14 protein-coding genes, 2 pseudogenes and 1 riboswitch are annotated in these 13980 nt (G+C 36.1%); of the genes and pseudogenes, 7 read left to right on the top strand and 9 right to left on the bottom strand.

Annotated elements, in window-relative coordinates; all coding sequences use genetic code 11:
- Positions 1-105, top strand: a pseudogene (locus tag J2Y03_RS28515) (glutathione peroxidase); the annotation flags it as partial.
- Positions 106-232: 127 nt separating this feature from the next.
- Here J2Y03_RS28515 and J2Y03_RS28510 read toward each other — a convergent pair.
- The 5 genes and pseudogenes from J2Y03_RS28510 to J2Y03_RS28495 form a co-directional block, all read right to left on the bottom strand.
- Positions 233-634, bottom strand: a complete 402-nt coding sequence (locus J2Y03_RS28510) for a cytochrome-c oxidase (protein WP_310200614.1) — start codon at positions 632-634, stop codon at positions 233-235.
- Positions 635-1123: 489 nt separating this feature from the next.
- Entirely contained in the window at positions 1124-1546 is a 423-nt protein-coding gene (locus tag J2Y03_RS28505; RefSeq protein ID WP_310200612.1) for a hypothetical protein, read from the bottom strand.
- Positions 1547-1739: 193 nt separating this feature from the next.
- Positions 1740-1802, bottom strand: a pseudogene (locus J2Y03_RS29105) (hypothetical protein); the annotation flags it as partial.
- Between the two features lie 111 nt (positions 1803-1913).
- Positions 1914-2120, bottom strand: coding sequence for a hypothetical protein (locus J2Y03_RS28500; RefSeq protein ID WP_310200618.1), 207 nt, complete (start codon positions 2118-2120; stop codon positions 1914-1916).
- Positions 2121-2306: 186 nt separating this feature from the next.
- Positions 2307-3278, bottom strand: a complete 972-nt coding sequence (locus J2Y03_RS28495; RefSeq protein ID WP_310200610.1) for an SMP-30/gluconolactonase/LRE family protein — start codon at positions 3276-3278, stop codon at positions 2307-2309.
- A gap of 586 nt (positions 3279-3864) precedes the next feature.
- Here J2Y03_RS28495 and J2Y03_RS28490 point away from each other — a divergent pair.
- The 4 genes from J2Y03_RS28490 to J2Y03_RS28475 all read left to right on the top strand — a co-directional run bounded on the left by J2Y03_RS28490 (position 3865) and on the right by J2Y03_RS28475 (position 7625).
- The gene (locus J2Y03_RS28490) at positions 3865-4569 is read left to right on the top strand and encodes a GntR family transcriptional regulator (protein WP_310200616.1); all 705 of its coding nucleotides are present in this window, start codon (positions 3865-3867) and stop codon (positions 4567-4569) included.
- Positions 4570-4661: 92 nt separating this feature from the next.
- The gene (locus J2Y03_RS28485) at positions 4662-5537 is read left to right on the top strand and encodes an isocitrate lyase/PEP mutase family protein (RefSeq protein WP_310200608.1); all 876 of its coding nucleotides are present in this window, start codon (positions 4662-4664) and stop codon (positions 5535-5537) included.
- A 23-nt stretch (positions 5538-5560) separates the two neighbouring features.
- Positions 5561-6004: a GlcG/HbpS family heme-binding protein gene (locus J2Y03_RS28480; protein WP_310200606.1), complete on the top strand. Its 444-nt coding sequence runs from the start codon at positions 5561-5563 to the stop codon at positions 6002-6004.
- 316 nt (positions 6005-6320) lie between these two features.
- Positions 6321-7625 carry an MFS transporter gene (locus J2Y03_RS28475; protein WP_310200605.1) on the top strand — a complete coding sequence of 435 codons (1305 nt, stop codon included), beginning with the start codon at positions 6321-6323 and terminating at the stop codon, positions 7623-7625.
- 234 nt (positions 7626-7859) lie between these two features.
- Here the strand turns inward: J2Y03_RS28475 and J2Y03_RS28470 are convergent, their stop codons facing one another.
- Complete coding sequence (locus tag J2Y03_RS28470) at positions 7860-8687, bottom strand: SGNH/GDSL hydrolase family protein (RefSeq protein WP_310200604.1); 828 nt, start codon at positions 8685-8687, stop codon at positions 7860-7862.
- A 458-nt stretch (positions 8688-9145) separates the two neighbouring features.
- Between J2Y03_RS28470 and J2Y03_RS28465 the strand changes: the two genes are divergently transcribed.
- Positions 9146-9271 carry a hypothetical protein gene (locus J2Y03_RS28465; protein ID WP_310200603.1) on the top strand — a complete coding sequence of 42 codons (126 nt, stop codon included), beginning with the start codon at positions 9146-9148 and terminating at the stop codon, positions 9269-9271.
- A 612-nt stretch (positions 9272-9883) separates the two neighbouring features.
- On the opposite strand, the gene J2Y03_RS28460 is transcribed toward J2Y03_RS28465, so the two are convergent.
- From J2Y03_RS28460 to J2Y03_RS28450, 3 genes are all read right to left on the bottom strand, one after another.
- On the bottom strand, positions 9884-10792 hold the full coding sequence (locus J2Y03_RS28460) for a nuclease-related domain-containing protein (RefSeq protein WP_310200601.1): 909 nt from the start codon (positions 10790-10792) through the stop codon (positions 9884-9886).
- Between the two features lie 217 nt (positions 10793-11009).
- A complete protein-coding gene (locus J2Y03_RS28455; RefSeq protein WP_310200599.1) occupies positions 11010-12257 on the bottom strand; it encodes a DUF4153 domain-containing protein in 1248 nt (415 codons plus the stop codon).
- 664 nt (positions 12258-12921) lie between these two features.
- Complete coding sequence (locus J2Y03_RS28450; protein ID WP_310200597.1) at positions 12922-13059, bottom strand: hypothetical protein; 138 nt, start codon at positions 13057-13059, stop codon at positions 12922-12924.
- Positions 13060-13081: 22 nt separating this feature from the next.
- Positions 13082-13166, bottom strand: a riboswitch (cyclic di-GMP riboswitch).
- Positions 13167-13597: 431 nt separating this feature from the next.
- On the opposite strand from J2Y03_RS28450, the gene J2Y03_RS28445 reads away from it, so the two are divergent.
- On the top strand, positions 13598-13738 hold the full coding sequence (locus J2Y03_RS28445) for a hypothetical protein (protein WP_310200595.1): 141 nt from the start codon (positions 13598-13600) through the stop codon (positions 13736-13738).
- Positions 13739-13980: the final 242 nt, after the last annotated feature.

Below are 13980 nucleotides of genomic sequence, written 5' to 3'. Positions count from 1 at the left end.
AACTTTACGAAGTTTTTAATTGATCAAGATGGAAAAGTTGTTAAACGTTATGCACCAACTGTGAATCCTGAAGAAATTGAAGAAGATATTAAAAAGTTATTATAAAGATAAAACCCATTATCGAAACAAAAAAAGCCTCCGTTTCTATTAGGAGACTTTTACTGTCCTTTGGGGACGGTTCCTGTGGGCATAAAAAGGACTTCCACTTGGGAAGTCCTTTTACTTAATCGCATTAAGCATTTATATTGGTCTTTGTAATTTGATTAGAGTTTGTGCTTAACGTCTTAAATGTATTAATGGCGAATAATAATGTACCGATGACGACTGCTAATGAACCAACTATCATCACAGGAAGACCGGCAGAAATGCCTAATACTTCACCAGCCAATCCAATCATCATAATAGGAAGTCCAATATTATGAAGCCAAAAGTGAGTTTTAGCCAACTTTGTATTTGCTGCAAATGGATAAATAGAATAAATGACCCCAAATAGAGCGGTAGACACCCAACCTAATAAATTCACATGAGCGTGGAGAGAGGTAAATCTGAAATCGTGGATCATTCCCATTGTCATCCCCACTAACACTCCGATTGAAAAATATACCGTTGCAATTTTGATAAATGTTTTTCCCATACTTTTCCCCCCAATTGTCCTGTTTATGTATAACTTACTGTTAAATAATACTATAAAAAATGTAACAATAGTGTAAAAGTAGTGTAAAAATAGTCCTTTTAGGGGTAAAAATATAATACTTTGGTACCTCTGCAAATCGATAGTTAGTAATTTTGGTCCATGTGATGTGCCGACCACGGGGACAGCTCTGCTAACTCTTTAATTGGTAGAATTAGGAGATAGGAATGGACACCTACCTAGTAAGTGACACCAATGTGTATAAAATAAACTAGAATACAGATTAGTATGGTTACATAATGGTGAGAAGCAATTTTACTATATCTCTTAAGTGGTTCGCGGAAAATAAGTTCAATTAGCCATGGTAGCAGCCCTCAGAAAATGTAGTCGGTGTTGATCATTAAACCATTTTAAGAATTGGGAGATACCCTACCATAACGAACCCATGAGAACCGTCCCCGTGGCATTAAAATTTGGGTGTATGATAAACAATCATTTTGTTTTCTTGAAAAACTCATACTCGCTAATTAATCTTAAATGGTTACCTGTCTCTAGCATTTCAATTATCTCTTTATTTCCACTTTTAAAGGCTTCTTCCCTTTCTATTGCATTTGGTATGGCTCCATACTTAATTAAATAAGCAACTATATATTTATTATCCTTTTGTATAGCTAATTCTATTGCAGACTCACCTAATTGAGATTTTGAATGAGGAGCTGCTCTATAGCTTTCAAAACTTCTCTTAACGCCTTCTGTATCATTATTGAGAATATTATCTATTAGTATCTTGTTTTCTGGTCTGTCTATCAATGGGTTATTTTCTGGGCGCTTGTGCTTTTCTTTCTTTTTTAATAAAAATACAACCCATATTAAAAGAAACACAACTAATGCAGTTAGAATGAAGTCTGGTATCATGATGTAATCTCCAATTTATTATTTGATAAACATATAATAAAGAAATACCTTTCCCGTGTAAATTCATTTGCAAAGTAATTCCGGTTTGGTCAAGCCCCCAAAAAATAGACATCAATAAATTCGGCATTTATGATGCATTTTGGTAATCTAAATAATATATTTTAGGAGAAACGAATCCCATTCTATGCTGGATTCATTTTTCGTTGTAATAGCGAATATATTTCTTTAAATTTTGATGAAAAGAATCGATTGGGCAGTTGGGGTAAAAACAAGGGAATTCCGTTTTTAACTGCGAAAAAAAGCTCTCATAACAGCGTTATCCCAACAGTTTGCCTTTCGTGACATACTTGGTATGAAGTGTAGCTCTTTACTTAGATTTTGAATAGCCTGCAGATTGTCCCTTAGCCTCATGAGTTGTTTTTAGTTGCCTCACCTTTGCTTTCAAATTGGTCCCCCAGTTTTTAATACTTAGTTCTCCTATTTCAGGATTGTAACGAATCAACTTGTAATGCTCTATGAATCGTTTCTTTAACAAATGAAAACAATCAATCGAATAACTCAAATCGAAAGCCATCAGTTTTTCGAAATTTGATAGATTCCTAGTCCCTGATTATGTCTTTTCTCTTGATACAACAAAAAAAGGGGTTATCACAAAAATGTTTTGTGATAACCCCAGAAAAACCGAGAGTTTATTATAGAAGGGAGAAACTATTATTTTCTGTCTATAAATTATCCATAAAAACCTCTATTATTGATCGTTCTATTGCAACCCGTAAGGCTGCAAACCTTCCTTTTTGACCTTAATTCGCCAGACTTCATTTTTCAATGACTCTGTTACATAAAGGTATCCATTATGAAAAGTCAAATTGGTGGTAAAAGTCTCCGCGTCCTTAGGCAGGCGAATGGTACCGTATTTAAATCCACTAGCATCAAGTACGACAATTTCGCCAGCCTGGAAATGGGCTACATAAAGATTGCCCTCCGTATCGACGGCCAAACCATCTGGACCGATTCCGCCTTCAAATTGACCGAAGACAAACGGTGTTTCACGCGCGTCTTTAGCGTCCTTTGAAGGTACAGAGATAATGCGATTTGTAGCGAATTCAGAGATATAAACACGTTGACCGTTCGCTGAAATCGCAATACCATTAGGATAAGCAATACCTTCTTGAAAGAGTATGGGTTCTTTACTATTCGGTGGCAGGTAGAAGACACGGCCTATTGGTTTTGTTGCACTCGATCCCATTGGCTCTGTAAAGTAAAGTCCACCAGCTTGGTCAAATACGAGGTCATTTAGTCCATTTAAAGGTTTGCCATCGTAAGAATCAACAATGGTCGTACGCTGTCTAGTAGCCGGGTCATAGGCGTAAAGTTTTCCAGTAACATCTGTGATAAAAAGGCGTCCGTCCTTGTGAAACTTGGTCCCTACAGGGAGGTCCCCTACATATTTTTCTACGATTGAAAGCTTATCGTCTTCGACCTTAATAATTTCGCCTGTAGGCGGACTAACCATCCAAATATTTCCGCTCCGGTCGAAATTAATGCCCTCCATAAATCCACTTCCGGTCGCTACCTTTTCCCACTGACTACTAGGATGAACAATTTCAGAAATGGAATGTCTTTCCCCTTTTGGCACTGGTTTTGTTACATATAACGCTTTTGCTCCAACGACTGTAACAGTAATAAGGGAGAGTATGATTAATACGGTTACTGCTAATGCCCTTTTTTTCATTTTATACATTCCTCCTTTTTTAACCTATAAAGGTCAAATGATAAATCTTTCATATATTCATCTCTCAGAAATTTCACACAGGGTTGATAGCCTGTATATCGTTTAAATTTATCATTATATTATGAATATAAACAATATAAAGAAATATCTGAGTTTATTTAAAAATAAGTAACTTTTTCTTCTATTTAATTAATGTATATTTTGTTATATTAAAGGTTTTAGATTTTACTATGAAAAATCGGTGCCTGTCACTCCCCGATAACTCCTCGAGTTTTGTCGAAGTTTGATAGTTTTATAGGTGCTGCTAAGTTAGAGCGATGCTAGTGCTGGAGGTTTTTTCAGGATGGGTTCGTGAATAAACGCCGTACGTACTGTCGAAAAGTGCACTTGGTCAGGTGATTAATTATTGTCGTAGGATAAATAGTCCTGATCCTATTAGAATATTAAAAAATCTAATTTAGTAATCAGAAAATATTGACGATTAAAAATATTTGTAATAAAATGCAATTAATAATAATTGTATACAATTACACAAAAATACATTTATACTTTTTAACAACATTAGGGAGGGTGAAAGGGCTTGATAATGAAAAATCCTTTTCAGCATGCAAACCGAAGATCATCAACAAAAGACTTTGTTTATTTTGAAATTAAGCAAAGGATAATAGAAGGTATTCTAGAACCGAACGAATCCATAAGTGAAGAGAACATAGCCACTGAACTAAATATTAGTAGGACCCCAATAAGAGAAGCACTGCAAAGATTAGAAATTGAAGAGCTTATTACGAGACTACCCAATGGTCGTCTTCAAGTATCCCCCATTTCTATTCGGGAAGTAGAAGAAATCTATAATGTTAGGAGTTTGTTAGAAGGTTTGGTTGCCAGGGAAGCTACTCTGAAAGCAAATGAAAATGATTTAAAAAAGTTAAATCAATTTACTCAACTTATACTTGAAGCCTCTGAAAATGATATTAGGGATGACGTTGTATTTTACGGGAATGAAATGCACTCATATCTTTATCAGATAAGTGGAAATAAAAACGCTGTTAAGATCTTAAACCAATTAAATGATCATATCTCAAGGTACCGTAGGTTAGGTCCTACTAAAAATAATGAAAGAAGTAAGAAAGCGGCACAAGAACATATGGAAATCTATGAAGCATTAGTAAAGAAAGACCCTGAAAAAGTGGAAATGTTGATGAGAGCACATATTCATAATAGTTTAGAAGCTGCAATTGATTCAATTAAAAAACATCTTCAGAAAAGTATCGAGCTGGAGGGCAATGGTTAAGGGGAATTTGTGATTATTTGGGCTTTTTAGAGCCCAAAAAAAATATATATATATTTCTGAAAAATTAAAATAATCTGAGGAGTGTTTAAATTATGGATACAAAAAAACAATTTAAGATTCTGCTCAAAGAGCCTGGTTCCCTTATTATACCTGGAGCTTATGATGCTATGTCGGCTCGATTAGTAGAAGAAATTGGTTTTAAAGCGGTCTATGCAACTGGAGCTGGTATATCTAATGCCCAATTGGGATGGGCTGATGTAGGTCTAACTTCCTTAAAAGAGGTCGTAGATATCGTTGCTAGAATGGCAGATGTAACGAATATTCCAATTGTTGTAGATGCTGATACTGGATTTGGAAACGCTATCAATGTAATTCGAACTGTTAGGGAGTTTGAAAGAGCAGGAGCGGCTGCGATCCAAATGGAAGATCAAGTGTCTCCAAAGAAATGCGGACATTTTAGTGGGAAGGGTATTATTACAAAAGATGAAATGGTTTATAAGATTAAGGCAGCAGTGGATACAAGACAGGATGAAAATTTAGCGATTATTGCCCGCACTGATGCATTAGCGGTGAATGGTATGAGTGATGCGCTTGAAAGAGCACATGCATTTAGAGAAGCTGGTGCAGACATTATATTTGTCGAAGCACCCACAACAATTGAACAACTACAGCAGATTACCAACTCATTGAGTGAAATTCCTTTGATTATCAATCTGGTAGAGGGAGGGAAAACTCCATTAATTTCTTTAAAAGAGGCTGAGGAACTAGGATTTAAAATTATGCTTTGTGCTAATACCGGTCTCCGTGCTGCAATAAAAGGGATTACTCAAGCTCTGAAAGTCTTAAAAGAAGAAGGTACACAAGAAAATTTAATGGATCTGATTTGCACATGGGAAGAAAGGCAGTCCCTCTTTAAACTCCATCAAGTAAAAGAATGGGAAAAAGAGTATTTATCTAATTTTAACTAAAAACAAAAAAGGCGGTATTAATTATGACAAATTTTGTAGAATCAAAAAATATTAGTTTAGAGTTGGCAAATAGAGTTTTAGAAGCAGCCCGAGCAAAAGCAGAAGAGCTAGGAATTCCTTTTAGTATTGCGATTGTTGATAAACCAGGAAATTTAAAAGCCTTTCAAGCTATGGATGGTGCACCTGTTTTAAGTTTAGACATCGCTCAAAATAAAGCGTTTTCAGCAGCGGCATATAACAGAGCAACTCATGAATGGTATGACAGATTAAAGAACGACCCTCCATTGCTTCATGGCATCGTTCATACTCCAAGACTCGTGATATTTGGAGGAGGCTATCCAATCAAAATTGACGGAGAACTTATTGGTGGAATTGGTGTCAGTGGAGGTCATTACACACATGATATGCAAGTTTGTGAAGCAGGGTTGGCCGTTTTAGAGGATCTTAAAATTGAAGTGAAATTATAAAGGGGGACTGAAATATGAATACAAATTTAGACTTTGACATTGTTGTAGTTGGATGTGGGGTAGCTGGCACTTCAGCGGCCTTAGCTTAAGGAACATCCGTTCTGAGGGGATTAGTGTATGGAAAACGTTCAGGTGAACATGCTGTACGCTACTTGACTAGTGATGTAAAAGTAGAATTCTAATAGTTTGTATTATTTTATAGTAATAGCAATTGTTATTTATTTTTTCTAAATATTAAATCTAATTAAATACCTATAAAAATATAAGAGTCGATGTTTACTAGTTATAATCAAATTTAGTAAAGAGGTGTTTACAGATGATCACGAATAATATTCCAGCACAAACAGAAAAAATGGATAAAGCCAAATATAAGATATTTTTTGGGGCTTATATTGGATGGATTTTTGATTATTATGAAGTTTTTGTTCTAAGCTTTCTAGTTATTCCCATGGCAGCTGCACTTTCCCTATCAACCGTTCAAGTTGCCTCCGTATTTTCAGTTCAATTGGCGTTTCTGGCCATTGGTGGCATTGTATTTGGTTATTTGGGAGACAAGATTGGTAGAAAGAAAATTCTAATTACTACATTAGTTATTTTCTGTTTGGCCACTTTCATGCGTGGATTTACGTTTAACTATGAATGGCTAATTTTTTGGAGTGCTATTGCTGGTTTTGGTCTGGGTGGAGAGTATGGTGCAGCACAAGCGCTGGTAAGTGAAACTGTACCATCTAAACAAAGAGGATTTTGGAGTAGTATGCTGTACGGTGGTGCCTATCTAGGAATTTTTCTTGGTGCAACTGTAGGTGGGTTTATTTTACCGGTAATCGGCTGGCGTTGGACATTTTTCCTTTCCGCTCTTCCTATTCTATTAGCTCTTTGGCTCAGAAAGGATGTAGAAGAATCTAAAGTATGGGAGCAAGAAATTAAAGAGAAAAAGACGAAAGTAAAAGTAAATATCAAGCAAAAATATGGATTGAATAGATTTTGGAAACCGTTTTCAATCGCATTGATTGCTGCTGTACTACAGTATTTTGCATATTATGGCATTACAAATTTCTTGCCTACTTACTTAGTTAAGTATGAAGGATTTGAAATGGGGAAAGCTGCCTGGTGGTTATTCTTTACAGCATTTGCTGGATTAGTAGGTTCATTTATTGCTGGTTATACTACAGATAAATGGGGCAGAAGAATTACGTTATCAAGTTTAGCGTTTGTAGCTGCTTTAGGTGGTATTTTACTTTACTTCACATGGTCAAGCTTAATCGATTCATTATGGATTCTGTTACCAATGTTCTTCTTATACTTTGGCTCAAATGGTGCATCTGTGTTCGGTTCTTTATTTAGTGAAATATTCCCAACAGATGTCCGTTCAACGGGTATTTCGTGGTCATTACAAATTGGTCGAGGTTTATCTGCATTCCCGCCCCTTATTACAGCAGCAGTATTCCCAATATACGGATATCAGCCGATTATTCTGGGAGGGGCAGCATTGTTTATGATGTTAGCTTTATGGGCATGGGTATTCCCAGAAACAAAGAATGTTAGATTAGATCAAGTTTCTGGAAAATTGGATGGTTCGAAAAGTAAAGAATCTAAATTAGCTGAGGATTTAATAAGCTAAGCTATACTATACAAGCTTAAGATTTTCATTATTCTAGCCTAAAGGACTGTCAATAAACAGTCCTTTTTGTTGTGCAGAAAGCCATGTTGATCATTCTATTAGGGATCCAGCGAAATATTTTTCAAACATAGTGTAATCAACATTCAGTAATAACAGAGACCTTTTTTTGATCCCGAAAACCCTTCCCAAGAGGGTGCCTATTAAACTGAGTGAATTTATATCCCCAGTAAATTCCTATTTCTTTATCTTTTCATAATTTGTAATCACTGAATCAGCCAATTCAGCAAGAGCCTTATGTCCAGCTTGTGTCGGATGGATATCAAACGGAATAATTTTGACTACTGGGTTTACAATAAAGGCAGAATATGAATCAACTACATGTGCGCCTGTTATGTTACCTGCTTGTTGGATAACACCATTTACAACTGTTAAGTTACCTTCTACAAAGGTATGTAAACGTCCAAGGAACAGTCCATCGAGGATTGGATTAGTACCTAAAACAATAGGATTGTACAGGTTATACAGAATAATAGGAGCATCCGTATGTTTCCTAATCGTTTCAATCATTTTTACTAGATTTGTAGCATATCCAGTAACCTGTTGTTCTGTCAGCGATGTGAGAGGATTCTCAGCTACAACCTTTGCCAATTCCCCATTTGCCAGATTGACCTCTAGATTTGGCACCAAAGGTTGTAGATTTGCAAAAAGAGTAGCCAATCCTGTTGCCTGCATGAGGTCATTGCTTCCGATATTGATTGTAATAGCATCAGCCTTTTTAATGAGGGTTTTAAATTTTTTTGGATTGGAGTTGATGACTGCTAACAATTCTGAAGAAGTAGCACCGCTCTCGCCAACTTTTACTACTTCTTTTGCTCCTGTGATTAAATCAGGGAACGCTGTCGTTGATGGCTGTGGGTAACCAAAGGTAATAGAATCTCCCAGTGCTACAATAGTAAGCTTTGGTTTTGGATCATGTTTGTCCTTTGCGAACGCAAGTGGCGCTGCGAGTGTGTTCAATATCAGCAAGAACACTAGGATAAAAGAAAAACGCTTGACCTTCATACTAATTCCTCCTTTTAATAAAATAGGTATTCGTCCCTATTATATTCCTACTATTCGGATAACAGAATGGATATTTTCCTTCAAAAATGATTCTAAACGATGTTTTCTTTTAAAATGTCCTGAGTCTTAATGAAACTTTCTCTACCATTTACCTTTGAATTACATGACATTTTTTTCTCCAATTCTCTACAGAATTTTTCCAATATCTTAACAAGAAAGGCTGTAAGAATAGTAATAACCATGTTTTTAATCAAACGATTGATTGGCACATGTAACCACTAATCAATCGTTTGATTAAAATCGAGTTGAAGCGTGATAGAATACGTTTTTTAAGCAATGATTTGAAAAAAATATGTCGATAACAATTCACAAGAAAATAATCAAATCAGCAGCTGTCTTTTCAAAAATGACCTTCCTCCATTAACTGATGAAACTGAGAGCGTTTCGAATAAACCGGGGTGAACCGTATCATAAATAGAGGCAGTTTTATTATTGGTTCAAGTTCGGACAAGGAAGAGCTGAAAAAGCGTGATAGTGTCCGAAGCCGTGGGGGCTTCGGACAAGGAAGAGCTGAAAAAGAGTGATAGTGTCCGAGGCCGTGGGGACTTCGGACAAGGAAGAGTTGAAAAGGCAAGATAGTGTCTGAAGCCGTGGGGGCTTCGGACAAGGAAGAGCTGAATAGGCAAGATAGTGTCTGAAGCCGTGGGGGCTTCGGACAAGGAAGAGAGAAAAAAGCGTGATAGTGTCTGAAGCCGTGGGGACTTCGGACAAGAAAGAGCTGAAAAAGAGAGAGGGTGTCCGAAGCTGAGCTGACTTCGGACAAGGAAGAGCTGAAAAAGCAAGATAGTGTCTGAAGCCGTGGGGGCTTCGGACAAGGAAGAGCTGAAAAGGCAAGATAGTGTCTGAAGCCGTGCGGGCTTCGGACAAGGAAGAGCTGAAAAAGCGTGATAGTGTCTGAAGCCGTGGGGACTTCGGACAAGGAAGAGCTGAAAAAGCAAGATAGTGTCTGAAGCCGCGGTGACTTCGGACAAGGAAGAGCTGAAAAAGCGTGATAGTGTCTGAAGCCGTGGGGACTTCGGACAAGAAAGAGCTGAAAAAGCAAGATAGTGTCTGAAGCCGTGGGGACTTCGGACAAGGAAGAGAGAATAAAGCGTGATTACTTCCGAAGAAATATTGATCTTCCACCAGAACAAAATTCATATATAATAGCAATCACTTGTTTTTCCAATCGCGGTAAAGTTTTTCTTTAGTACCCTGCAAAATGTCCTTTTTGTTAAATCGACGTTGCACCACTCATAAATAGTTGTAGTCGTAATCCTCCGTTCAGGAAATAGTAGCTGAAATTCCTTCACATTCCGCAAAATGGCATCTTCGGTCGTTTCAAGCCCCCTACACTTATCGCAAACAAAAATATGGTTTTGTAAAGAAACCGAAAAGGAATTACAATATTTACAATAAATTTTCTTTACCAGCTCCTCATATTGATAGTTAGGTACCTGTGAAAATGGATTTTTAGTTTGATGCAATGATAGCAATTGCTTGGCTAATTCTTCGTGCCTTTCATTCAACTTTGATGATGTAGTATTTATACTTTTTAAAAACCGGTTAACCTGATTTGGAAGTATAATGGGATGGTCCATTTGCGCATTGTATAACGTAAATTCGGGGTTAATAAAGATAACGGAAGCTTCAACGAGGAAGTTAAGCTTGAGGTCCCGGAGCAGCTGGCGGAATTGTGATGTACATTTGTTTAATTGATCGATTGGATTTTTATATTCGCGACCGGTTTTAACGGCATAAAATCGATCATTTTCCAGGCAAAAGTCTCCTTCAAAATTTTTCACATCCAAGAGACGAATCACATCCTGTGATATAAGCGTTGAATCAATTTGAAAATAGGAATGGTTTATTTTTAGCAGCAAGTCATTGATGAAATATCTTTCTTCTTGAAGACTTTTTGCCTTACGGTCAAATTCCACCTCACCTTCATAACCTTTTTCCAGGTTGAAATAATAAAACTTCTCTTCTTGTGACAACTTCATCCGCGTGCTTAATAATCGCATTTTCAACAATTCATCTGATTCTGTCCTTCCTCTAAGTAGCATAATCCACTTCCTTTCAACATTCCTAAGTCTATTTTATAAAAAAATTGAACAAATGGGTGTGAATATTCCGTTAAATATTGACAGGCATTTCAAATGAAATTTAATAAAAAGACTGCCGGTATAATAGGTTTTTTAGAAAAAAATAAAGCCAAAAATGAACAAGTTATGAATAAAAACTTGTTCATTTTTGGCTTTTATTAGTATTAATAGTGCCTTTCTAATTAAAAATTAAAGGAAAAGTAAATGTAACGAAAGCTGCCCAAAGTGCGTAGACCGGCAAATATTTAGTAACGGCATCTTGGACAGTTGAAGATCCGGTTTTGTTTTGCAGAAAACGCATATAGGAGAGCATAATCCAAATTAGATTTGCCCAGATTATTATGTTTACTCCTAAAACAGCAAGTCTGTTGGGGGTAATCCCATAAGAAGAAAGTCTGAACACTATGGCTGACAAAGCCACACTGTCAATGATAAGAGCAAGAACAATTAGGGAAAAATTTATATAATCAAAAATGTTCTTATTCTCATCTGTGCCGCTTTCGGTAATGGAAAATATAGTGACGGCCAACACAATAAGGAGTATTCCGTTGAAGACCATCAGGAAATTGCGATCCAAGAATGGATTTTTTCCGACCAAAATAACCGTTATAAGATAGATCAACAACGTGACCAGTACAAGAGGACTAAAAATTTTAGCTATATATGGTGTAATATTCTTAGCAAGTTTAAGATCCATAGATACAAGGTAGGTAGCCATAACAGCGAGAGCTGCAGCACCAAATAACACGACATTTCTAAAATAGAAGTCTTCTATATTTAAGTCAACAAAGCTAAATAGCTGCATGGTTAATGCTGCTAACACCATTCCGCTAATTGCCATGCCGGCGTAGAGTATGCCAAATTCCAAATTAAACTTAAGATAGGCTAATCTTGTGCTGCCTTTTGAATATTCATTACCTGTATATGCAAGCCCTACCAGTCCCCATAAGAATATAGGAAGGTGTAAATAAGCAAGGATAGTACTGTCTATATAATTTATTGGCAGCATATTAAGATAAACCGCAGAAATTAGGAATAACAATGCAAGTGTGTAAATAACATTTTTTTTGGTGGTATTATTGTATACAAAATAGGCTGCAATAAAGGGAAGAATCCCGAAAGCAAGGTTTAATGGCGCAATTGCTTCCTGTTCAACAAAATGGAAAATGATCCTTGAGCTTATCCCGGCCAGGATGGCTAAAATCCCCATGAATAAGAAACCTTTCTGAAGGAAGGATGTTTTATCTGTGTTTGTCGTCTCCTTGAAATGCAATCTTTCATACCAAACGGTAAGGACCTGCGAATCAGGTTTTTGTTCCCAGGCTTGTGAGAATGACTTTTTAAAAGCTTTGGGGTCTTTTCTAAACAATTTCTCCAGCTCATGGGGGTTATCAATATTTTCAATAATCAAATCGTTCGTGTCCAAGATTATTCCTCCCCTAATTAAGTTTTACTTTCCTCCACAATGTTTATGAACCAAACTTTATTATCTTTAAATGTCTTCGTCACATTTGTTTATTTATTTGATATTAACACGTAATTTATTGATAAACAATAAATTTTTATTAATTTTAATAGTATTTTTGTTGTTAAATTAGAAAAAAGTAAAATAAAAAACATTCCTCATTACAAAGAAATGCTCTATAACCTTAAACTATTCAATTGATAACTTGTGCAACTAACCTGCTCGTTATAACTTTATTTAATTCTGGTGAATTATTATCTTCACACATCAGAAAAACAGATGTCCAAGAGTTTTAGGGTCTTGTTCATTTCTTCAATGCCACTCTAGGAAAGTGACACCAATGTGTATAAAATAAACTAGAATACAGATTAGTATGGTTACATAATAGTGAGAAGCAATTTTACTATATCTCTTCGAGGTTCGCGGAAAATAGGTTTACTTACATGGTAGCAGCCCACAGAAAATGTAGTCGGTGTTGATCATTGAACCATTTTAAGATTTTGCAGGAGACAATGGGGACGGTTCTGATGGCTTTTTAATTGTGGTATTAGAAAATAGAGATGGATACCTACCTAGTAAGAGAGACCAATGTGGAACCATGAGAACTGTCCCTGCGGCACATTTTTTATATTGAGTTGACTAGTACTGTAACAACTGCACTAAGAACGATTGTGAAAATCATAATTGAAATATACATTAGGTTCTTCTTTATTTTCTTCTTTCTCATTGCCTCTTCAGGTGTGATCCACATACTTTTTGACATCAAAAATCCCTCTTTTTCGTTTGATGGTAGCTGGCTGGCTGGTCCCTTGGACAGAAGCCCCTAAAGCTTTGCGTCTTCACCTTTCAGTGAGTTTGCCTTTATAAAATACTTCCTATTATATACATAAAAATAATAAAAAGTCACTGTAAATTCGACAAAATTCGCGCTTATCCTCATATTTTCCCATAACACCGCGAAACCATGGGGACGGTTCTGATAGCTTTTTAATTGGAGATATTAGGAGTTAGATATGGGTACCTCCCTAGTAAGTGACACCAATGTGAATAAATGAAACTAGAATACAGATTAGTATATTTACATAATAGTGAGAGGGAATTTTACTATACCTCTTTGAGGTATGGGTAAAATAAGCTTATTTGCATGGTTGTAGCCATCATCGGTATTGATTATTGAACCATTTTAAGATTTGGGAGATACCTTACCATAATCGAACCATGAGAACCGTCCCCGTGGCACTTGGCTAACATTGCAATACAAAAATATCTTTATTAAAATGATGGAAAGGAGTGATGTATATATGAAAAAATTTATTAATGCGAATATATACGGAGATCCAGAATCTCATGAATTATTAGTGGGAAACGGTCAATTTAAGGCAATAGGTAATGATTTAAACAACGCAGATGAAGTGATTGATTTAAAAGGCCATTTGGTGTAGCCAACTTATGTTGACCCTCATTTACCAATACTAAATCGGGAAAGCCCCTGCTTTTAAGTATGGGGATGAACCGATTTTTTATTGCGAATTTAGGTTTTTTTTGGTAATATATATATATATACGAACATATGTTTTATATTAGTTGTGAAAGTAGGTGTGAAACATGGTGAAAGCAAAAACTCCTTCATTTATCATCGATGTAGAATTAAAAGGTACGAATAGAGACTTATTAATGATCGATG

The sequence above is a fragment of the Neobacillus niacini genome (assembly GCF_031457145.1).
GTDB classification, from domain to species: domain Bacteria; phylum Bacillota; class Bacilli; order Bacillales; family Cytobacillaceae; genus Neobacillus; species Neobacillus niacini_J.
This window is presented reverse-complemented; position numbering and strand designations above follow the sequence as displayed.